Annotated in this window: 19 protein-coding genes and 1 other annotated feature; of the genes, 13 read left to right on the forward strand and 6 right to left on the reverse strand. The window is 42.9% G+C overall.

What is annotated here, in order from left to right; genetic code table 11:
- Positions 1 to 250 precede the first annotated feature (250 nt).
- Together AC6CIB_RS20890 and AC6CIB_RS20895 are read left to right on the forward strand one after the other, a co-directional pair.
- Positions 251 to 2,629, forward strand: a complete 2,379-nt coding sequence (locus AC6CIB_RS20890) for an immune inhibitor A domain-containing protein (protein WP_498284076.1) — start codon at positions 251 to 253, stop codon at positions 2,627 to 2,629.
- A gap of 116 nt (positions 2,630 to 2,745) precedes the next feature.
- Positions 2,746 to 3,747 carry an LLM class flavin-dependent oxidoreductase gene (locus AC6CIB_RS20895; RefSeq protein ID WP_498283973.1) on the forward strand — a complete coding sequence of 334 codons (1,002 nt, stop codon included), beginning with the start codon at positions 2,746 to 2,748 and terminating at the stop codon, positions 3,745 to 3,747.
- Between the two features lie 168 nt (positions 3,748 to 3,915).
- Here the strand turns inward: AC6CIB_RS20895 and mnmM are convergent, their stop codons facing one another.
- Both mnmM and mnmL read right to left on the reverse strand, forming a co-directional pair.
- Positions 3,916 to 4,488 (reverse strand): tRNA 5-(aminomethyl)-2-thiouridylate-methyltransferase MnmM, encoded by a 573-nt coding sequence (mnmM, locus tag AC6CIB_RS20900; RefSeq protein ID WP_498283975.1) that lies wholly within the window; start codon positions 4,486 to 4,488, stop codon positions 3,916 to 3,918.
- The gene (gene mnmL / locus AC6CIB_RS20905) at positions 4,485 to 5,450 is read right to left on the reverse strand and encodes a tRNA modification radical SAM protein MnmL/YtqA (RefSeq protein WP_498283977.1); all 966 of its coding nucleotides are present in this window, start codon (positions 5,448 to 5,450) and stop codon (positions 4,485 to 4,487) included. The genes mnmM and mnmL overlap by 4 nt, the downstream gene beginning before the upstream one ends.
- Positions 5,451 to 5,651: 201 nt before the next feature.
- Here mnmL and AC6CIB_RS20910 point away from each other — a divergent pair, with 201 nt between their 5' ends.
- The 3 genes from AC6CIB_RS20910 to AC6CIB_RS20920 all read left to right on the forward strand — a co-directional run bounded on the left by AC6CIB_RS20910 (position 5,652) and on the right by AC6CIB_RS20920 (position 7,449).
- A complete protein-coding gene (locus AC6CIB_RS20910; RefSeq protein ID WP_498283979.1) occupies positions 5,652 to 5,945 on the forward strand; it encodes a YtzC family protein in 294 nt (97 codons plus the stop codon).
- Positions 5,942 to 6,106: a glycogen biosynthesis protein GlgD gene (locus tag AC6CIB_RS20915; protein ID WP_498283981.1), complete on the forward strand. Its 165-nt coding sequence runs from the start codon at positions 5,942 to 5,944 to the stop codon at positions 6,104 to 6,106. Before AC6CIB_RS20910 ends, AC6CIB_RS20915 begins: the two co-directional genes overlap by 4 nt.
- Positions 6,107 to 6,261: 155 nt before the next feature.
- A complete protein-coding gene (locus AC6CIB_RS20920; RefSeq protein WP_498283983.1) occupies positions 6,262 to 7,449 on the forward strand; it encodes an MDR family MFS transporter in 1,188 nt (395 codons plus the stop codon).
- A gap of 339 nt (positions 7,450 to 7,788) precedes the next feature.
- Here AC6CIB_RS20920 and AC6CIB_RS20925 read toward each other — a convergent pair whose 3' ends face one another.
- Positions 7,789 to 8,304, reverse strand: coding sequence for a cupin domain-containing protein (locus AC6CIB_RS20925; RefSeq protein ID WP_498283985.1), 516 nt, complete (start codon positions 8,302 to 8,304; stop codon positions 7,789 to 7,791).
- 175 nt (positions 8,305 to 8,479) lie between these two features.
- On the opposite strand from AC6CIB_RS20925, the gene AC6CIB_RS20930 reads away from it, so the two are divergent.
- From AC6CIB_RS20930 to AC6CIB_RS20955, 6 genes are all read left to right on the forward strand, one after another.
- Positions 8,480 to 9,841 carry a sigma-54 interaction domain-containing protein gene (locus tag AC6CIB_RS20930; protein WP_498283987.1) on the forward strand — a complete coding sequence of 454 codons (1,362 nt, stop codon included), beginning with the start codon at positions 8,480 to 8,482 and terminating at the stop codon, positions 9,839 to 9,841.
- A 280-nt stretch (positions 9,842 to 10,121) separates the two neighbouring features.
- Complete coding sequence (locus tag AC6CIB_RS20935; protein ID WP_498283989.1) at positions 10,122 to 11,444, forward strand: GntP family permease; 1,323 nt, start codon at positions 10,122 to 10,124, stop codon at positions 11,442 to 11,444.
- Positions 11,445 to 11,459: 15 nt separating this feature from the next.
- Entirely contained in the window at positions 11,460 to 12,236 is a 777-nt protein-coding gene (locus AC6CIB_RS20940) for a 3-hydroxybutyrate dehydrogenase (protein WP_498283991.1), read from the forward strand.
- A 134-nt stretch (positions 12,237 to 12,370) separates the two neighbouring features.
- Positions 12,371 to 12,592: a binding site (T-box leader), on the forward strand.
- 89 nt (positions 12,593 to 12,681) lie between these two features.
- On the forward strand, positions 12,682 to 15,096 hold the full coding sequence (gene leuS, locus AC6CIB_RS20945) for a leucine--tRNA ligase (RefSeq protein WP_498283993.1): 2,415 nt from the start codon (positions 12,682 to 12,684) through the stop codon (positions 15,094 to 15,096).
- 166 nt (positions 15,097 to 15,262) lie between these two features.
- Complete coding sequence (locus AC6CIB_RS20950) at positions 15,263 to 15,577, forward strand: rhodanese-like domain-containing protein (RefSeq protein ID WP_498283995.1); 315 nt, start codon at positions 15,263 to 15,265, stop codon at positions 15,575 to 15,577.
- A 220-nt stretch (positions 15,578 to 15,797) separates the two neighbouring features.
- A complete protein-coding gene (locus tag AC6CIB_RS20955) occupies positions 15,798 to 15,980 on the forward strand; it encodes a sporulation protein Cse60 (RefSeq protein ID WP_498283997.1) in 183 nt (60 codons plus the stop codon).
- Positions 15,981 to 16,030: 50 nt separating this feature from the next.
- Here the strand turns inward: AC6CIB_RS20955 and AC6CIB_RS20960 are convergent, their stop codons facing one another.
- A complete protein-coding gene (locus AC6CIB_RS20960) occupies positions 16,031 to 17,293 on the reverse strand; it encodes a BaiN/RdsA family NAD(P)/FAD-dependent oxidoreductase (protein WP_498284078.1) in 1,263 nt (420 codons plus the stop codon).
- Between the two features lie 202 nt (positions 17,294 to 17,495).
- Between AC6CIB_RS20960 and AC6CIB_RS20965 the strand changes: the two genes are divergently transcribed.
- Positions 17,496 to 19,115: a putative polysaccharide biosynthesis protein gene (locus AC6CIB_RS20965; RefSeq protein WP_498283999.1), complete on the forward strand. Its 1,620-nt coding sequence runs from the start codon at positions 17,496 to 17,498 to the stop codon at positions 19,113 to 19,115.
- Positions 19,116 to 19,243: 128 nt separating this feature from the next.
- Here AC6CIB_RS20965 and AC6CIB_RS20970 read toward each other — a convergent pair whose 3' ends face one another.
- Positions 19,244 to 19,471: a hypothetical protein gene (locus AC6CIB_RS20970; RefSeq protein WP_498284001.1), complete on the reverse strand. Its 228-nt coding sequence runs from the start codon at positions 19,469 to 19,471 to the stop codon at positions 19,244 to 19,246.
- Between the two features lie 150 nt (positions 19,472 to 19,621).
- On the opposite strand from AC6CIB_RS20970, the gene AC6CIB_RS20975 reads away from it, so the two are divergent.
- Positions 19,622 to 20,347, forward strand: coding sequence for a pseudouridine synthase (locus AC6CIB_RS20975; protein ID WP_498284080.1), 726 nt, complete (start codon positions 19,622 to 19,624; stop codon positions 20,345 to 20,347).
- Between the two features lie 319 nt (positions 20,348 to 20,666).
- On the opposite strand, the gene AC6CIB_RS20980 is transcribed toward AC6CIB_RS20975, so the two are convergent.
- Positions 20,667 to 20,888, reverse strand: coding sequence for a DeoR family transcriptional regulator (locus AC6CIB_RS20980; protein WP_044340309.1), 222 nt, complete (start codon positions 20,886 to 20,888; stop codon positions 20,667 to 20,669).
- Positions 20,889 to 21,291 lie beyond the last annotated feature (403 nt).

Genomic DNA, 21,291 nt, shown 5'->3' on the forward strand with positions numbered 1-21,291 from the left:
TCGACCTTAAATACCATAATTATACAAATATTAACCGCTTACATCTTTCGATTTATGATAATTTACCCATTTTACAATCAGTAGAATATCATACTATTTACCTAAAAATATATTATTTCGTCATACTAAATAACTAATATATTCTGAAAATATTTACTTTTCAGAATAATGGAGTATATTTTAATTAGTGTAAAAATTTAGTACATAAAAAGAGGGGGAAACGTTTTTGAAATCTCGTAAAGTATTATCGATGGCCATGGTTGCGGCATTAAGTGTAGGGGCATTTGCTGTACCTGCATCAGCTGCAACCACAGTGCCTGAGAATGTGTTAGCGAAGCCAACGGTGAAACATGATCATATACATGGAGGGCCTTTTGATTTAGGCATTGCGAATGACGAACGCCTGATTGAAATGCTGAAAGATGAAGGCAAGATTAAGCAAAATGCGACACCTGCTGAAGCGGAGAAAGCATTGCAAAAGTTCCTGAAAGCGAAAGCGGATTCTGCTGAAAAAGAAGCAGGAGAAGGAGAACTAGAAGGTGAAGAATCAGAAGCGAAGGTTAAGCTTCAAAAAGAAATGAAGAATAACAGCTTGACTTCAGGTAAGGGAAATAAGCTTGGACAAGCTAAGAAGAATGCACCAGCTTCTGTAGAAGAAGAAGCGTATGACGGTGAAATGCGTACGGATAAGGTATTGGTTCTTTTAGTTGATTATCCTGACAGAGAGCATAATAACATGAAACCTGAGGAAACGGACATGTATTATGAAGGTGAAGATGCTTATTCCCGTGAGCATTATCAAGATATGTTGTTTGGTACAGGTGGTTGGACAGGTCCAGACGGTAAAACATATGTATCGATGAAGCAATATTATGAACAGCAGTCAGGTGGAAGCTATTCTGTTGAAGGTGAAGTTGCCGGGTGGTATACAGCAAGTAAGCCTGCAGCAGCATATGGTGGAAATGATCCACAGCCTGACGGAAGTGATGTAAATGCACGAGGTCTTGTAAAAGAAGCTTTAGCAGCAGCAGCGGCAGATCCAAACGTAAACATTTCCGACTATGACCAATGGGATCGTTATGACCTTGATGGAGATGGTAACTATCTTGAGGCAGACGGTCTGGTTGACCACTTAATGGTTATTCACTCAGGTGTGGGTGAAGAAGCTGGTGGAGGAGAATTAGGATCTGATGCAATCTGGTCTCATCGCTGGAATCTTGGTGGGGTTCATGCTCTTCCAGGAACTGAAGCAACAGTTCCATATTGGGGTGGAGCGATGGCTGCTTATGATTACACCATCGAACCTGAGGACGGTGCAGTTGGAGTCATGGCCCACGAATTCGGGCATGACCTGGGTCTTCCTGATGAATACGATACTCAGTACACTGGTACAGGTGAACCGGTAAGCTACTGGTCCATCATGGCAAGCGGCAGCTGGGCCGGGGATATTCCTGGTACTCAGCCTACAGGGTTCAGTCCTTATATGAAGGAAATGCTTCAAGAATCAGCGGTTGTTGATATTACCGGGACAAAAGGTAATTGGTTAACGGGTACTGAAGTGAACGTTGATGATGTTGATGGAAAAGGGTTCGAAGTTCTTCTTGACGAAGCAAACACAAAAGGAACAAACAACGACGTAGTGAAAGTAAATCTTCCTCAAAAAGAAACAGTCATCAATGAGCCTGCAAGTGGTGAAAAAGAGTACTTCTCAGGAAGTGCAGATGACTTACACAATTATTTAACTACTACTGTGGATTTAACGAATGCAACATCTGCAGCGTTCAATTTCAAAGCTTGGTATGACATTGAAACGGACTGGGATTATGCATATGTAACGGTTAACGGTGAGCCTGTTGCGAGTGGCATTACTACTAATACAAATCCTAACGACTCTAATCTTGGAAATGGAATCACGGGTTCTTCTAACGGATGGATTGACGCTTCTTTCGACCTTTCAGCTTATGCTGGTCAGGAAGTTGAAGTTGCCATTGAGTATGTAACAGATGCTGCCGTTTCAAATCCTGGCCTTTATGCAGACGATCTTTCTGTAGTGGTGGATGGAGAAGAAGTATTGTTTGATGACGCTGAAGGCGATGCTAAATTTAGTCTAGACGGATTCACTGAGGACGACGGTATCAAACGCTCCGACCATTACTACCTACTGGAATGGCGCAGCCACAATGGTGTAGATGAAGGTCTGGCCAACATCCGCCGTGGTGCAAGCTTAATGAAATATGATGGTGGTCTAGTAGTATGGTACGTTGACAAACAATTCAGCGAAAACTGGACAGGAGCTCATCCTGGAGATGGATTCGTTGGAGTTGTCGACGCAGACCAAAAGACAAACTATTGGAGCGACGGTACAGCTGGATCGACCCGTTACCAGGTTCACGATGCTGCATTCAGCCTGAATAAGTCCGAGAAAATGTTCTTAGATTATTCTGATATTACTGGTATCACAATGAAAGACAACCACACTGCACGTAACCCATTATTTGACGACAGTGCGGATTACAGCAACAAAGGTATGGTAGACGCTGGACGTAACGTACCGAATTACGGATTAAAATTCCGTGTGGTAGGCCAAAGTGCTGACGGTACTGTAGGTAAGGTATTACTGTACAAATAATTCAAACCATTAAAGGGTGACTGCCATCTCGGCCGTCACCCTTTAAGCATGTTAGTGGACATTTTTTACTACTGAATTGATAATAATACTCACATCAATTAAAGGAGATGTCCATTTTGACTATCAAGTTAAGCGTATTAGATCAGTCACCCATTTCAGAAGGAATGAGCCCACAAGAGGCTTTAAATCATACAGTAAAATTAGCACAACATACCGAGAAATTAGGGTTTGAACGTTTCTGGGTATCAGAACATCATGATTCAACGGGTCTTGCGGGTTCCTCACCGGAGGTATTGATCGCTCACCTGGTACAGAATACGTCAAGAATCCGTGTCGGTTCGGGAGGGGTCATGCTTCCTCATTACTCTTCATATAAAGTAGCGGAGAACTTCCGATTGCTTGAAGCGCTGAATCCGAATCGGATTGACCTAGGTTTGGGTAGGGCACCTGGCGGAATGCCGATGGCAACGATGGCCCTGCACGACGGGAAGCCGAGGGACGTCAATCGATATCCTGAACAAATCGATGATCTGCTGGGGTATTTAACCGATTCAATACCGGATACTCATCCTTATCAAGGATTAACGGCAGCCCCGATGATCGAAACGATGCCGGAAGTTTGGATGCTCGGCTCAAGTCCGTCCAGTGCGATGCTGGCAGCACAAAAAGGATTACCTTATACCTTTGCCCAGTTTATTAACGGGGAGGGCGGCGCTCAATATACACAGGCTTACAGAAATAACTTTGTTCCTTCCGAGTATTTGAAGGAGCCCAAAAACATCGTAGCCGTGTTTGCCATCTGTGCTGAAACGGATGAAGAAGCAGAAAGAGTCGCATCCAGCATAGACTTAGCGATCTTAATGATTGAACAAGGCATGCGTTCAAACGGGACACCAAGTCCTGAAAAAGCGGCAGCTTATCAGTACACGCCATTTGAAGAAATGAGAGTTCGTGAAAATCGCAAACGCATGGTCGTGGGAAATCCTAAAAAAGTGAAAGAACAACTACTTTCACTAAGTGAACAGTACCAAACAGATGAAATCATGCTCGTCAGCATCACATACGACTTCCAGGACAAGCTCAAATCATTCGAATTAATCGCAAACGAACTGTTATAAAAATAGGGACGGACCTCGAAAAGGTCCGTCCCTATTTTTTATTGGCCAGCTTCAGGGCTTAGAGGTTCGAGGTCATAAGCCAAACTCACCAAAAAGGTAAAAACCAGCCTTTTCGGCAAGTTCAGCTTACGCTTGTCGCCTCTAGGCAAAGCTCTTCCGCTTTTCTATTTATCTTTTCTCCAATGCCACAATAAATGGAGGATTGTTTAGTTGGTTCATGAATTGATAGCGAAGGACGTGGACGTAGTTTTGGTCCAGTTTTTCCACGTAGCGAAGGATATAATCCCGTTCTACCGCTCCTTCCGGGTGCCCGTGATAAATGACAAGGACGAGGATCCCTTCAGGTGCCATCATTTCCAGGATTTGATTCAAGGCGAGTATCGTTGTTTTCGGACGGGTGACAATTTCCTTGTCGCCGCCGGGTAAGTACCCAAGGTTAAAAATTGCGCCTGTCACTTTCCCGTGATGGACGGGAGGAATGACGTTCATCACTGTCTCATGCCCTTGGTGAAAGAGTGTAACCCGGTGAGCAAGCTCATGGGTGATGAGCTGTTCTTTGGTGCTTTCTATTGCGTCCTCTTGGATATCAAAACCGTATACACGGCCATTTTCTCCCACTAACCGAGCCAGGAATAAAGTGTCATGTCCATTCCCGAGTGTTGCGTCTATTGTAATATCTCCGGGTTTGACAGAGCGTTCCAGAAGCTCCCTTGCAAAAGGTAAGATTCGATCTAATTTCATGCTTTCACATCCACTTTATAAAATTTTCCCTGCCAGCTGTCCCGGCGTTTTAGTTCATCATCAATCGCGTTCAATACACTCCATTTATTCACGCTCCACATCGGTCCGATCATCAAGTCTATAGGTCCGTCCCCCGTAATGCGGTGAACGATCATCTCAGGTGGAATGATTTCCAGCTGATTGCAAACCAATTTCACGTAATGATCGAAATCCATGAAGTCGAGCAGTCCTTTTTCATATTGCTTGACCATGGGAGTTCCTTTCAGCAAATGCAAGAGGTGAATTTTAATTCCCTGGACGTCAAGTTTGGCCACTTCACGTGTTGTTTCCATCATCATTTCTTCATTTTCTTGAGGAAGTCCGTTAATAATATGAGAACAGACCCGTATACCGTGTTTTCTTAATTTATTGACACCTTCGACATAGCACTGATAATCGTGGGCACGATTGATCAAGCCGGCAGTTTTTTCATGAACGGTTTGCAGGCCCAGTTCTACCCATAAATAGGTTCTTTCGTTCAATTCAGCTAAGTATTCGACCACATCGTCAGGAAGACAATCCGGACGGGTAGCGATGGAAATACCTACAACACCATCTTGCTCGAGAACTGATTCATATTTCTCTCTTAGCACATCCACAGGTGCGTGAGTGTTTGTGAATGCTTGGAAATACGCCATATACTTACCGTCTTTCCACTTCTTATGCATTCTTTGTTTAATGTCATTGAATTGCTTTTCTAAAGAGTCGACCCTGCTGCCGGCAAAGTCCCCTGAGCCGGCAGCACTGCAAAAGGTACAACCGCCATGGGCAACCGTTCCATCCCGATTCGGGCAATCGAAGCCGCCATCCAAAGCAACCTTAAAGACTTTATGTCCAAAGTGATTTCGTAAATGGTAGTTCCACGTATGATATCGTTTTAAATCTGTGGCATATGGAAATGGGTTTGTCTCGATGACAAACACCTCCTACGTTTCAATGTGTAAAACAGTATGTATGACGCTCAAAAAGATTTTAACATGAACACGGGGTCAAATGTATCCTGCATAGATAAATAGGCGAAGATTACCACTTCTGAAACGGGCAATCAGGTTCAAACTAAGGTGGAGGAGAGTAAGGATAGGACCTTCCTCTTCTTTATTCTATACGTCAAGGAGGTAGTCGAAATGGCAACAAGAAATTCGGTTGATGAATGCATTCAAAAGTGTGAAGATGCCATTCGTTACGCTCAAGAACAATATAAATCAGGGACACAGCAAGAGCATTACCATGATGTGGAGTACACTCAAGCCATGCAGCAGCTTGAAGAAGCGGTAAATGATGTGGCTCATTTAGCCAATAGCGCCAACTCTCAACAACGTGAACAATTGCATCGCATGAGACTTCAGCTTCAGACCTTACAAAATGAGATGATTTTGTTGGATCACGATCCAAATGTAGTAGGAGGTAAATTACATTGACTACACGTTCTGACAAAAAAAACCCTGAACAAAAGACACGCAGTGATTTCCGTAAATTAGATACAGAATTCGGGGCTGAAAACAATCCTGTCAAAGCTGCAAAAAAGCGCTACGAAAAACAGGGACAGCCTGTTAAATCTAATCATCATAATGGAAAATAACGGACTGAAATTAGGTGCTCTTACTAATGGGGCACCTAGTTTTTTTAAGTTATGAAAAAGAACATCTATTTTGAGAAATAATTCTTGCCCCCTTTCACAAAAAAGAGTAAAATCCTTTTGGGACTCGAAATAAATTGATGAAAGGGGGCAGAATGATGCCCAAATCATTATGGTTGCTTGTCATTGGAATGATGGTGAATGTGACAGGTGCCTCTTTTTTATGGCCTCTTAATACCATTTATCTACATGAGAATTTAGGGAAGTCACTGTCTGTAGCGGGAATTGTGCTGATGATGAACGCTGGAGCGAGTGTAATCGGAAATCTGATCGGGGGAACACTTTTTGATAAGTTTGGTGGATACCGCTCGATATTAGTAGGAATTTCCATTACCTTGACTGCTCTGGTCGGGATGAATATTTGGCATGGCTGGCCTCACTATGTGGTCTTCTTGACCATTGTTGGATTTGGCTCGGGAATCGTCTTTCCTTCCATGTATGCCATGGCAGGTTCCGTATGGCCTGAAGGTGGCCGGAAAGCATTCAATTCCGTCTATGTGGCGCAAAATATTGGAGTTGCTGTTGGCGCTGCATTAGGTGGGTTCGTCGCCTCATTTTCCTTTAACTATATATTCTTAGCGAATCTTAGTATGTATATCGTATTTTTCTTCATTGCCTTATTGGGTTATCGAAACATTTCTGTTAATGCTCATCAAACATCCGTTTTGAATGAGTCTAAGGTGATAAGGGATAAATCGAAACTGAAGGCTTTGCTCTTCATTTGTATTGCCTATTTATTATGCTGGATGGGCTATGTTCAATGGCAGTCCACCATTGCGACATATACGCAGGAAATCAATATCAGCCTGAAACAATACAGCTTATTGTGGACGATCAATGGAGCATTGATCGTGCTTGCACAGCCGCTTTTATCAAAAGCCATCAAACGTTTTGAACATAATTTAAAGCTTCAAATTATGATTGGGACGATTATTTTCATGGTTTCGTTCGCAGTGGCTTCGATTGCCGATCAATTTCAATGGTTTGCCATTGCGATGATCATTCTGACGATCGGTGAAATGCTCATATGGCCGGCTGTTCCTACGATAGCTAACTCACTTGCTCCAAAAGGTAGAGAAGGGTTCTATCAGGGAATCGTGAATAGTACAGCAACAGGAGGAAGAATGATCGGACCGTTTATCGGAGGAGTATTAGTGGACGTATTCAGCATGCAGGTGCTGTTTATGACGTTGATCGCTTTCTTCTTGGTCTCATTAGTCATTACGAGTCAATATGACCGACCGTTGAAAAAGAAAAGCGCAGTCTCCGTATCGGTTCAACAATAAAGAAACCCCCAATGAGGATTCATTGGGGGTTTCTCCATATAAAAAGGGCTCCCGTTTCCTACGGAAGCCCACTTGCAAAAAATTGAGGCGAGAGATCAGCAAACGCCACATCGTTTGTTGTCACAAGGACGTGATCCCCGACTTACACAATTCAGCTCATCGCTATAATAGAATAGCATAGGACTTAAAAGAAAACAAGACTATTTTACAAAAAAATAATCTAACCACTTAGATTATAGGAATTTCAAGAAATATTTATAGTCGTTTCAAAGAAGCGTTACTATAGAGAAATAGGAATGGGAAAATCGAATAAAAAACGTAATCGATTGGATGCTAACGTTAGTTTAATCCTTTTTTCTTGAGCCAATATTTTAAGAGTGGACCCGTTTCTCCAAACACAGGGTCCGATGATGGACGCGGAACGTTCTTAATTTCAATCAATACACTCGGCCGTTCTCGTAATGAACCTTTTTTCACATTATAATCATCACCGTTCGGATAGGCACCTGAGACTTTAAAGTCGGGACTTGCGGATAATTTCTTATGTCCGGTCCCAGCTGGAAGGATGATCACATCACCTTTATGGACCGTCACTTCTTCGCCCATTTCACCGCCTAACTGAACCGTTGCCTCACCTTCCATAACCCCTAATACTTCATGTGCATTACTATGGTAATGGTGGTAATCATATATTCCATTTGTCCAACTATTGAGCCATTGATTTCTGTTAAAGAGCTCTTCGGCGTCATGAGGATGCTCTAGTGCATTCCGGTAAATGAGTACAGGCAGGTCCGGGTTGTTCGGGATGAATCCATCGTCTTCGAAATAAAATATTTTCAGTTCTTCTATTTTCATCCTTTCATTCCTCCATTCATTGTTAAGAAGTTTCCCTAATACCGTATACAGTAAACCGGATGGCTACTGGTAAGTGAAATGATTGGCAAGCTGCTTTCATTTTCGCAACGTCGGTGAATGTATGTGCTACTATAAATGTATATGTTCTCTTTCAAAAACAGAGGAGGCAACGGAAATGAGCAGCTTATTAAAAAAGGTATCCGTCGAAATGATTGAAATCATTCTTGAAAACGCTTTTGAATGGTTGGTCGTCGTTGATAACGAAGGCACGATTATTTATATAAATGACAATTACTGTCGCTTTCTTGAGGTTGAACGTGATAAAGCGATTGGTTCACATGTGACAAACGTCATCGAAAACACACGTATGCATATTGTTGCGGGCAGTGGCAAAGAGGAAGTGGCAGACCTTCAATACATAAAAGGAAACTATATGATCGCTAATCGAATTCCGATTTGGGTTGATGGTAAGGTGATTGGAGCATTTGGATCGGTGATCTTCCGGGACACGAGTGAATGGATGCAAATGAGTTCTCACGTAAAGAATATGATGTCTAAAATTCAAAGTTACATTCAAGATATCAATACAGGCGTGAAATACACGTTAAATGATATTATCGGTGAATCACCCGGAATGAATGAATTGAAGGATAAAGTTCAAATGATTGCCCCCAGTGATATTTCGATTCTGATCAGAGGTGAGAGTGGCACGGGGAAAGAGCTGTTCGCCCATAGTATTCACCAGTTGAGCGAAAGAAGCGGACAACCTTTCATTAAAGTGAACTGCGCGGCGATTCCAGAACAGCTTCTGGAATCAGAACTATTCGGTTACGAAGAAGGTGCTTTTACAGGAGCAAAAAAGGGTGGTAAAAAAGGGAAGTTTCAGCTGGCTCATAAAGGAACACTTTTCCTTGATGAAATTGGGGACATGCCTCTCAACATGCAGGTGAAGCTTCTAAGGGCTTTACAGGAAGGGGAGGTCGAGGCAGTCGGTTCAACAAGGATTCAACATGTGGATGTCCGTATCATCGCCGCCACGAACCGCCCCCTTGAAAAAATGATGGAAGAAAAGCGATTTCGAAGCGATCTGTACTATCGTATTAATGTAGTCCCCTTTCAAATTCCCCCTCTCCGTGAGCGGAAGGAAGATATCGAGAATTTGGCTGCCTTTTTCTTAGAAAAATCCACAAAATCATCGGGGAAAAGGATCCAAGGGTTTGAAAACGAAGTGATGCAGATTTTTCGTTCCTATAGCTGGCCCGGGAATCTGCGTGAATTAGAAAATGTCATTAACGCTTCCACCTATTTGTCTAATGAAAGCTGGATCTCTCTTCAATCACTGCCTTCTTATATGAAGGTTGGAAACTTATATGATGTCGGCTCTAAAACATTAAAAGAAATACTCGAAGAAACGGAGAAATCCGTGTTGATACAAAGCCTGCAAACTCATCAGCAAGATAAACGAAAGGTCGCAGAGACACTGGGGATAAGTAAATCAAGCATGTATGAGAAGTTAAATAAATATCAGCTTCTATGATTAGATTGACAGTCCGGAAATATGGAAAACATTCCATATTTCCGGACTGTTTTATTTTTATTGTAAATATGTACATTTCGTGACCAAAATGTTGAATTTGTCCAGAATCCTGGAATTCTTATAAGGAAATGAGTGAATGATTAGTATTCTGAAAGTTGGCACAATTATTGCATGTATTATGTTTGAATGTATTTTATGGAAAGGAGAGAAGAAGATTAGATAAAAATGTAAACGATTTCATTTCGCTTGATCATCTTTAGAGAACAAAGGGGGAAATATCATGTTAAGCATGATCGGTCTTATTGGAGGACTCATTTTATTAATCTTTTTAACGATGAGGGGCATGAACATATTAATTGTTGGTCCCATTTCGGCTTTATTCGTCGCAGTGTTGAGTGGGATGCCGCTCTTTCCGCAGTTAGCGGGTGAAGGGGAAGCGAATCTCGTTTCAAACTATATGTCAGGTTTTACAAGCTTCATCGCTGCCTGGTATTTAATGTTCTTATTGGGGGCCGTTTTCGGAAAAGTGATGGAAGATAGCGGTGCAGCGGATAGTGTCTCCCGTTTTGTAGTAGAGAAAATGGGAATGAAATACGCAGTACTCGCCATTGTAGCGGCCTGTGCCGTTTTAACATATGGCGGAGTCAGTCTCTTCGTTGTCGCATTTTCTGTTTATCCTATGGCTGTTAGTTTATTTAAACAAGCGGATCTGCCACGCCGTTTCATTCCTGCGGCATTAGCATTCGGGTCGGTCACGTTCACGATGACATCGGCAGGTTCACCAGAAATCCAAAACTGGATTCCGATTGAATATCTGGGTACGACACCTTATGCAGGCTGGGAAGTCAGCTTGATCGTTGCCGTGTTTATGGCGGTGTTTGGCTACTGGTGGTTAAAACGTATGATTACCAAAGCAGTCAATAAAGGAGAGAAGTTCCATTCACGTGAAGAAGATCCGGTCATTGATGAAGGAAGACCTTTACCTAACCCGTTCATGGGATTGGTTCCATTATTAGTCGTCCTTATTCTGGCATTCTCTTTCCATGATTCTTTAAAACAATCAGCTCTTATCATTGCCTTATTAGGTGGTGTGATTTCGGCTTATGTGTTAAATCGCAAATATTTCAAAGGCTTCTGGGGTGCTGTTTCCGAGGGTACGGTTGGAGCATTGATCGCCATCGGTAACACAGCGGCTGTTGTTGGATTCGGAGGAGTAGCCAAATCCGTTCCAGCCTTCAGTACAGCCGTTGATGTCATGACGAATATTCCTGGATCTCCATTGATCGGTGGGGCCATCGCTGTCAGTGTGATAGCAGGGATGACCGGTTCAGCTTCCGGTGGTCAAGCGATCGCATTGCCGATCCTCGCTCCTCACTATGTTGATATGGGTGTGAATCCTGAAGCCCTTCACCGGGTAGTGGCGATTTCTTCAGGTGCATTGGATTCATTGCCGCACAATGGATATGTGGTTACGACAATTCGCTCGATCTGTAATGAATCACATGGAGAAGCTTATGGCGCGGTAGGTGCAGTAACCGTCATTGTCCCACTTATCGGTTTAGCTTTAGCGATTCTTTTATTCTCATTTGGCGTAGGGATCTAAGAAAGGAGTATCATCATGGTTGAAAACAAAGTTGTATTCATAACAGGGGCAGCGCAAGGGATCGGGTATGAAATCGGAAGAGAATTCGCAGCAAGCGGAGCAAAAGTCGTCCTGACAGATTTACAGGAAGATGTCGTTCAAAAAGCATCAAAGGCCCTTAAGGCAGAAGGATATGAAGTTCTTGGATTGCGCTGTGACGTGACATCGGAATCCGAATTAAAAGAGGCAATCGCTAAAACGGTGGATCACTACGGGAAGCTAGATGTATTAATCAATAATGCAGGACTTCAACATGTATCTCATATTGAAGAGTTTCCAACTGAGAAATTTGAACTTCTCATAAAAGTCATGTTGACCGCTCCATTTGTCGCGATCAAGCATGCCCTGCCTCACATGAAGGAGCAGGGATCGGGACGGATCATCAACATGGCGTCCATTAATGGATTAGTCGGTTTTTCTGGCAAAGCAGCCTATAATTCTGCCAAACACGGAGTCATCGGCCTCACGAAGGTAGCGGCATTGGAAGCGGCACAGCATGGAATTACCGTGAATGCGGTTTGTCCGGGGTACGTGGACACTCCGCTGGTTCGCAATCAGCTAGGGGACCTTGCCAAAACACGCAATATACCGTTTGAAAGAGTGATAGAAGAAGTCATTTATCCTCTCGTGCCGCAGAGAAGATTACTGGATGTAAAAGAAATTGCAGACTATACCATGTTCCTATGCAGCGACGCAGCGAAAGGGATTACGGGGCAGGCTGTCGTATTGGATGGCGGGTATACGGTTCAATAACAAGAAGGAGAAGAAACGGCCTTTAAGTAGGCTGTTTCTTTCAATTCACAAAAAACTCCCCCGCAAACCAACAATAGGCTTGCGCTTCTGTATATTTTTCACTAGAATAGTGAATACATATAATGTTTTACTATATCGAAACGTTGATCAGGAGTAGTAATGACGGTTTTCTGTCGTAGAGAGTTGACGGGTGGTGAAAGTCAACCAGAAGCATCATGAACTCGCCTGCTGAGTTGCAAGTGTGAACATCAGTAAGACTTGCCGTTTTCCGCGTTAAGGATGAATGAAGCTGAGTGCGCGTACACTAATGTGGGTGGTACCGCGGGAGAATGTTATTACAAACTCTCGTCCCAAATATTTATTTGGGATGAGAGTTTTTTTATTTTTTTTTTGAAAAGAAGAAAGGCACCTGCCTTTCGAATGACAATTAAAGGAGGATCTCAATATGAGTTTTGATCATAAAAGTGTTGAGACAAAATGGCAGCAGTATTGGGAAGAAAACAAAACGTTCAAGGCGACGGAAGACGAAGGGAAATCCAATTTCTACGCACTGGATATGTTCCCGTATCCATCAGGCGCAGGCCTTCACGTAGGACATCCGGAAGGGTTTACAGCAACGGACATCCTTTCCCGCATGAAGCGTATGCAAGGGTACAATGTCCTTCATCCGATGGGATGGGATGCATTCGGTTTACCGGCTGAGCAATATGCCCTGGATACAGGAAATGACCCGGCAGAATTCACAGAGAAGAATATTAATACCTTCCGCCGTCAAATTAAATCTTTGGGGTTTTCTTATGATTGGGACCGCGAAGTCAATACAACAGATCCAGGCTACTACAAATGGACACAATGGATCTTCATCCAGCTTTATAAAAAAGGATTGGCTTATGTGGATGAGGTTGCCGTGAATTGGTGCCCGGCACTGGGGACAGTCCTTGCAAATGAAGAAGTCATCGATGGGAAAAGCGAACGCGGAGGGCATCCAGTGGAGCGTCGTCCGATGAAGCAATGGATGCTGAAAATTACGGCTTATGCCGATCGCCTGCTTGAAGACTTAGAAGACGTTGACTGGCCGGAAAGCATTAAAGATATGCAGCGTAACTGGATCGGACGCTCTGAAGGAGCAGAAATCAATTTTACTATTGATGGTCATGACGAATCTTTCGATGTTTTCACAACACGTCCGGATACAATCTTTGGTGCAACGTACGCGGTTCTTGCTCCTGAGCATCCGTTCGTCGAGAAAATCACCACTGAAGAACAACATGAGAAAGTGAATGAATATATCGACAAGATCAAGTCGAAAAGTGATCTAGAACGGACAGATCTGGCAAAAGAAAAAACGGGTGTATTCACAGGAGCCTATGCCATCAATCCGGCTAACGGAAGCAAAATGCCGATCTGGATTGCCGATTACGTTCTAATGAGCTACGGATCTGGTGCAATCATGGCGGTTCCGGCTCATGACGAAAGAGATTATGAGTTTGCCAAAGAATTCGATCTTCCAATCGTGGAAGTCGTCGCTGGAGGCAACGTTGAGAAAGAAGCCTATACAGGTGACGGTGATCATGTGAACTCTGGTTTCCTTGATGGAATGGGTAAGGAAGAGGCAATCACAAAAGCCATTTCCTGGTTAGAAGAGAAGAATATCGGAACGAAGAAAGTAACGTATCGTCTGCGTGACTGGTTATTCAGCCGTCAGCGTTATTGGGGTGAACCGATTCCAGTCATCCACTGGGAGGATGGGACAACATCTGCAGTTCCTGAAAGTGAGCTTCCTCTTGTACTTCCGAAGACGACTGAGATCAAACCGTCTGGTACAGGTGAATCCCCGCTTGCGAATATCAGTGACTGGGTGACCGTTGAAGACCCTGAAACAGGTAAAAAAGGCCGCCGTGAAACAAACACAATGCCGCAATGGGCAGGCAGCTGCTGGTACTACCTTCGTTATATCGATCCGCATAACGAAGAAGCCCTTGCTGATGCGAAGAAAATGGATAATTGGCTACCGGTTGATACGTATATCGGAGGAGCCGAGCATGCGGTCCTTCATTTGCTGTATGCCCGTTTCTGGCATAAGTTCCTTTATGATATCGGCGTAGTTCCAACGAAAGAGCCGTTCCAAAAACTATTCAACCAAGGAATGATTCTTGGGGAAAACAATGAAAAAATGAGTAAATCAAAAGGGAATGTTGTCAATCCGGATGAGGTGGTAGAATCTCACGGAGCAGATACCCTTCGTTTATATGAAATGTTCATGGGTCCACTGGAAGCTTCCATTGCCTGGAGCACAAACGGCTTAGATGGAGCCCGCCGCTTCCTTGACCGTGTATGGCGTCTGCTTGTCGAGGAGGATGGTACACTTTCCTCGAAGGTGACAGGTGCACCGAACAGTGACCTGGACAAAATATATAACCAGACCGTTAAGAAAGTGACAGAAGACTACGAGGGGCTTCGTTTTAACACAGGAATTTCTCAGCTGATGGTATTCATCAATGAAGCATATAAAGCTGACACACTTCCTAAGAATTATGTGGAAGGTTTCATTAAGATGTTGGCACCGATCGCTCCGCATATGACAGAAGAGCTTTGGAGCAAACTGGGTCATGAAGGAACGCTTTCCTACGAAGCATGGCCGACATTCGATGAATCGAAGCTTGTCGACAACGAAGTGGAAATCGTTCTTCAAGTAAACGGAAAAGTGAAAGCGAAGATCATGATTCCTCGCGACATGAACAAAGGGGACCTAGAAAAAACCGCCATGGAAAACGATGAAATCAAAAGCCAAATCGAAGGCAAAACCATTCGCAAAGTCATTGCCGTACCTGGCAAACTAGTGAACATCGTAGCCAACTAATATTGTGAGGGACGGACCTTGAACTGAATCTGATTGTTAGGAAATGCTATCAATTGGGGATTCTGTATTTCACCAAGGTCCGTCCCTCTTTTTCGATCTGATATTTTTGTTTGGGAGACGGGCTTTGGTATAATTGTGGTGAATGAATGTTGAAAGGAAGTTGACTATGGAAACAATTAAAACGATTACAACCGATGAGTTGGAGCAAAAGTTGAAAAACGGTGAAGATCTGCTTTTGGTGGATGTTCGTGAAGATGAAGAAGTGGCAGAGGGTATGATTCCTGGAGCGAAGCATATCAAAATGGGTGAGATTCCTGAGTCACTGGATCAATTGGATAAAGACAAAGAGTACATCTTTATCTGCCGTTCAGGAAACCGCAGCGGAAATGTCGCTCACTACCTGCAGGAACAAGGCTATAAAGTGGTGAACATGGAAGGCGGCATGATGAACTGGGCTGGGGAGACAGCAGAGAAGAAATAATGTTTTTTTGGGGGGAAGAAGCACATCCTTTTTTAAAATAGGGTGTGCTTTTTTCCTTTTTTGAAGTATTTGAGTGTAACTGGCAGGGTGAAGATGTCTTACTGCAATATTATCCCCCTCCAATCACAAACTCCATCCTAAATAAAAACTCCAAATCAATTGTTTGAAAACTAAATATTCTGACGATACTAATATCAATCAAAAATGGGGAGGGAGCTCTATGATTCAAGTGAAAGTCTTCGATTATGAACATGAGAAAGATTTAGAGAAGGATATGAATCATTTTCTCAGTAAACTGGATGATAAAAAAATCGTGGATATTAAATATCATGTAGCAGCAATGTCGGAGGAAGTAGAAGATCAAATTTATTGTTTCTCGGCCATGGTTGTTTACAGAAAATAAAAAGGTTGATCGTACTGCAGATGCAGATGGGATCAACCTTTCTTTTTGAATTATACCTTTGCCGCATTTAATCCTGCCAGTCTTCCAGTAACAAGGGCAGAAGTAATATTGTACCCACCTGTATATCCGTGGATGTCAAGAACTTCCCCGCAGAAGAAGAGGCCGTCCATCTTCTTTGAAGCCATCGTTTTCGGTTCGATTTCTTTAATGGAGACTCCGCCGCCCGTTACAAACGCCTTATCAATGGATAATGTTCCGTTTACATTGAAGGTGAATTGTTTTAACAACTTGGTAAACTGTCGGATCTTCTCTGAGGAGATATGGTCTCCTTTTTCATCGTGATCAATTTCTGCACGGTCGAGCAAAAATAACAGGTACCTCTCTGGGACCAATCCTTTGAATATATTTTTCGCGGCTTTCTTTCCATCTTCCTTCACTTGCTTATGAAGAGTCTGGAAAAGCTGTTCTTCCTTTTGATCAGGCATGGAGTCGATCTGCATGGCAACATGGGTCAGGTTCCATTTCTTCATGGCCTTTACCACATATTGACTGCATCGAAGAACAGCCGGTCCGGAAATTCCTAAATGAGTAAAAATCATATCCATTTTATGCGTGATGATTTTCTTTCCCTTAGGATTTAATACGCTCAAATCAACGCTGCGCAATGAAAGTCCTTGAAGCTCTTTCTTTTTAACAAAAGGCTCGTCCGATGTAAGGGGAACCTCGGTCGGGAACAAGTCGGTAATCGTATGCCCGGCTTTTCGTGCCCATGGATATCCATCCCCAGTTGAACCGGTATGAGGGACGGACTTGCCTCCAACCGCTATGACGACAGCATTTGCGGCAATCGTATCCCCGTCTTTCAAGAGGATACCGACCGTCTTGCCATTTTCGTACAGAACTTCCTCCACGCTTGTGCTCGTTCGGGTATCCACCTTTAATTCCTTCATGCGCTTCAATAAAGCTTCCACAACGTCCATCGCCCGGTTCGATACGGGGAACATTCTGCCGTGATCTTCCTCTTTTAATTTAATTCCCAGCTTCTCAAAAAAAGCGATGATATCTTCATTATTGAACTCGGAAAAGGCACTATATAAAAAACGTCCATTTCCTGGAATATGCTTAATGATTTCTTCTATGGGAAGTCGATTGGTCACGTTGCAGCGACCGCCTCCGGAAATCGCAAGCTTTCTTCCAAGCTTCGTTCCTTTATCCACAAGAAGGACGTTCGCACCGTTTTCACCGGCTGCGATACTGGCCATCAATCCAGATGGTCCTCCACCTATGACAATCACATCGTATTTCTTTACCATTTTTCCACCAACTTTTAGTTTTGCTCTTTCGTTTCTCAAAAGAAGTTTCTCCTTATTTTAAATGGGATGGGTTTTAAATACAACATTCGAAAAAAATTGTCATTCGATTCGTACAGTAGTAAACTACTGATAGTGTGTTATTTTCAAGTTGGATTTTATTTTGTTTGTTTAATGAGCAACAAGATATATAGAGAGGGATACTATGTCATCTAAATTAATAAGAGGGACGTTTATTTTAACGTTAGGGACCTTTATTTCGAAGTTTTTAGGTCTTTTTTATGTTATACCGTTTGATGATTTGTTAAAAGGTCATGAAGAGGGGGCTTCCCTTTATCAATATGGGTATGTACCATATACAATCTTTCTGACTGTAGCGACTGCAGGTGTGCCGCTGGCCGTTTCGAAATTCGTTTCAAAATATAATGCCATAGGAGAATATGCTGTAGGACGAAGGCTATTTAAGTCAGGCTTAGTGTTGATGACGTTGACGGGGATTGTTTCTTTCCTCATTATGTATGCATTTGCACCAATTTTTGCTGAAATGACGATCAAAAGTGATGAACAGGTCATTTCGGTTGCACAGGTGACAACCGTCATTCGAGCAGTAAGTTTTGCACTGATCATCATACCGTTTATGAGCTTGATCAGGGGATTTTTCCAGGGCCATCAATCCATGGGGCCGACTGCGGTTTCCCAGGTGATTGAACAAATTGTCCGGATTGTTTTCTTACTGGGCGGGATTTATGTTGTATTGAACATCTTAGATGGATCTGTGACAACCGCCATTTCTGTAGCTACATTTGCTGCATTTGTCGGGGGGCTGGCAAGTCTCGGGGCATTGATTTGGTATTGGTTTAAACGAAAGCCTCATTTAGATGAGCTATTAGAGGAAGATCGCGGTCAGGAAGAGGTTTCATTACGATCAATGTATAAAGAGATCATCGCCTATTCGATTCCGTTTATTTTTGTTGGGCTCGCCAATCCATTATTTCAACTGGTTGATCAGATTACCTTTAACACTGCGATGTCTGCAATTGGAAATGCGAAAGTTTCCGACCATGCCTTTGCCGTATTGAACTTCTATACTCATAAGCTTGTGATTATTCCAGTGTCATTGGCAACCGCCTTTTCTATGACGCTGATTCCGTTGATTACGACTTCTTATACAAGCGGCGACCGGAAAACAATGCGTAGAAACATCGACCAAACGTTTCAAATTCTATTGTTTTTAACAGTACCGGCAGCTTTAGGAATTGCGCTTTTAGCTGAGCCAACGTATACAATGTTCTATCACAGCGATGAATTAGGAACGTCTATTTTAAGATCATATGCACCTGTTGCGATTCTCTTTGCATTATTTGCTGTTACGGCAGCGATTCTTCAAGGGATTGACGAGCAGAAATTTACCATCTTCAGCTTGCTAGTCGGTCTGCTTCTCAAGCTTGTCCTGAACATACCATTGATTCGCTTGTTTGAAACTCAAGGTGCAGTCATCGCCACTGTAATTGGGTATGCAGTAGCGATTCTAATCAATTTATATATCATCAAGAAATACGCGAGATATCAATTCAGACTGATTATGAGAAGAACCATGTTCATTGGAGCACTGAATGCCATCATGGCAGTAGTGGTATTGGTGTTATATGGTATACTGGTTCAATTCCTCAATCCTGAGTCCGGGTTCCAATCGATTCTTCTCGTTACGATCTGTGGTGGGGTGGGAGCACTCGTTTACTTCTACTTAAGCTTAAGAAGTAAATTGGCAGATCGATTATTCGGGGATAAAATCACGAGAATTCGCAGTAAACTTCGCATAGGGTAAAAGAAAAAGGGATGATACATGCCGATCATCCCTTTTTTTATTGAATGGCGCAGTCCGTATGGAAACTGAGCCCCGTTCTTATTTAATGGGTGTATTCACCGTTCACCAATAAATTTGAATTGGAAACGCTAATTATTATAATACCCAAGCTGTCTTTCAAGTCGCTCTACTTTTCGTTCCAAACGGTCGACCTTACGGTCTAGTCGCTCATATTGTCTCTCGAGTCGGTCTAATCGGTCATTGATGCCGCCGCCATACCCTTGACCAGGGAAACCTGGATATCCCTGTCCGCCGCCTCCAGGGAATGGAATAGGGATTAATAATCCACCTGAACCTTGTTGTCGATATGGATACATACGCTTCACCTCATTTATTTTTATCAAAGTTGCTTACCTTTAGTAGCCTATGTTAAGAATAGAAACATGAATGGGTATGTGCCTATGGACTGGTCAAATCACGAATAAATTCAACATAAAAGAAAAAGAACTCAACATAAACGGAGCGTGATTAATTTGAGAATAGATAAAATGCTTGCCAATATGGGTTACGGCAGCCGGAAAGAAGTAAAGAAGCTATTAAAGGATGGCGGTCTTCAAGTCAATGGAGAGGTCATTAAGGATGGGAAAGTACATATCAATACGGAAAAGGATACAGTGATGTTGTACGGAGAGCAGGTCGAGTATCGTGAATTCATCTACCTTCTCATGAATAAGCCGCCTGGAGTCATCTCCGCCACTGAAGATGGACAGGATGAAACCGTGATTGATTTACTTCAGCTGGAAGATCAAATATTCAATCCATTTCCGGTTGGAAGGCTTGATAAGGATACAGAGGGATTCCTTCTCATTACGAATGACGGTCAATTATCCCACCAGCTCCTTTCTCCGAAGCGCCATGTTCCGAAAACCTATTTTGCTGTGATTGACGGGGAAGTGACAGAAGGGGACGTGGAAGCTTTCAAAAAAGGGGTAACGTTGGATGATGGCTACGAAACAAAACCGGGGGAATTGACGATTCTAAAATCAGGATTGACCTCTGATATTGAATTGACGATTACAGAAGGTAAATTTCATCAGGTGAAAAGAATGTTTGAAAGCGTAGGGAAGCGCGTCATGTATCTGAAGCGTTTAACGATGGGCCCGCTTGAACTGGATAAAGACCTGGAGCTTGGAGAGTATCGTGAGCTGACGGATGAGGAAGTCACACTGTTGAAAGAATATAAACCTGAGTAACTAAAGAGACCCAGCCCCTTTGCTAAGGGGCTGGGTCTCTTTAGAAATTTTAAGTCAGCTTTTCTATGTGTCCAGCTACAGGGCTTAGAGGCTCGAGGTCATAAGCCAAACCCGCCAAAAAGGCAAAAACCCGCCTTTCCGGCAGGTTCGTCTTATGCTTGTCGCCTCAGGGCAAAGCCCTTCCGCATTTCGAATTGTCCAGCTCCGGCGGCTAGAGGCTCGAGGTCATAAGCTAAACCTACCAAAAAGGCAAAAAACGCCTTTCTGGTAGGTTCATCTTATGCTTGTCGCCTCTGAACGAGCCGCCTCCGCTTTTCTATTAAGATGTCATCTTTACTTTCTTCTCTGTAGTTGTCCATTGACCCCGACTTGGGCTTTGCACCAAGTCATTATACGCTAACACGTTGAGATCTCTTTGTATGGTCCGAGGAGTAATGCCAAATTCGTCTACAAGATCTTGAGTTGTTACAGTACCTTTCTGTTTAATGTACATGTATACAGCTTTGATTCTAGTTAGCATACGATTGGTTGAAGGTTTCAAAGAACCACTCCCTCATCATTTTTCCAAAGGCAAAGACTACATGTGTCGTTTGTGCACCTCACGTGCTACCGTATGTACTATGCGCTTTAGACAACCCCTTTTCTACATATAAAGTTTACTCATAAGATGTCAGACAATTACATTGTACTCCTAATCCGACAAAATTTCTAGAATATTGCCCAAATTTACAAACAATTTACCTAGTAACTCATGGTTGTATTCCTAGAATATGAAGAAAATGCTAAATATATGTATTTTTTATCTTTTTATAAATTTTGATGTTGTTAAGAATGAGAGAGTAGCCGAATTGAAGCAAATTCCCTTCTAATCAAGCAGTTTGCTCATTGAACAGAGCAAGAGCACTTACGGGGGTGATTCAGCAGGATTCTCTCTGTTTGGATTT

It is taken from the genome of Rossellomorea sp. GQ25 (assembly GCF_059758515.1).

Coding starts and splice junctions, on each gene's coding strand:
- AC6CIB_RS20890 (WP_498284076.1), top strand. CDS start 251: ATGGCCATGGTTGCGGCATTAAGTGTAGGGGCATTTGCTGTACCTGCA.
- mnmM (WP_498283975.1), bottom strand. CDS start 4,488: ATGAAATTAGATCGAATCTTACCTTTTGCAAGGGAGCTTCTGGAACGC.
- AC6CIB_RS20910 (WP_498283979.1), top strand. CDS start 5,652: ATGGCAACAAGAAATTCGGTTGATGAATGCATTCAAAAGTGTGAAGAT.
- AC6CIB_RS20920 (WP_498283983.1), top strand. CDS start 6,262: ATGCCCAAATCATTATGGTTGCTTGTCATTGGAATGATGGTGAATGTG.
- AC6CIB_RS20925 (WP_498283985.1), bottom strand. CDS start 8,304: ATGAAAATAGAAGAACTGAAAATATTTTATTTCGAAGACGATGGATTC.
- AC6CIB_RS20930 (WP_498283987.1), top strand. CDS start 8,480: ATGAGCAGCTTATTAAAAAAGGTATCCGTCGAAATGATTGAAATCATT.
- AC6CIB_RS20935 (WP_498283989.1), top strand. CDS start 10,122: ATGTTAAGCATGATCGGTCTTATTGGAGGACTCATTTTATTAATCTTT.
- AC6CIB_RS20940 (WP_498283991.1), top strand. CDS start 11,460: ATGGTTGAAAACAAAGTTGTATTCATAACAGGGGCAGCGCAAGGGATC.
- leuS (WP_498283993.1), top strand. CDS start 12,682: ATGAGTTTTGATCATAAAAGTGTTGAGACAAAATGGCAGCAGTATTGG.
- AC6CIB_RS20950 (WP_498283995.1), top strand. CDS start 15,263: ATGGAAACAATTAAAACGATTACAACCGATGAGTTGGAGCAAAAGTTG.
- AC6CIB_RS20955 (WP_498283997.1), top strand. CDS start 15,798: ATGATTCAAGTGAAAGTCTTCGATTATGAACATGAGAAAGATTTAGAG.
- AC6CIB_RS20960 (WP_498284078.1), bottom strand. CDS start 17,293: ATGGTAAAGAAATACGATGTGATTGTCATAGGTGGAGGACCATCTGGA.
- AC6CIB_RS20965 (WP_498283999.1), top strand. CDS start 17,496: ATGTCATCTAAATTAATAAGAGGGACGTTTATTTTAACGTTAGGGACC.
- AC6CIB_RS20970 (WP_498284001.1), bottom strand. CDS start 19,471: ATGTATCCATATCGACAACAAGGTTCAGGTGGATTATTAATCCCTATT.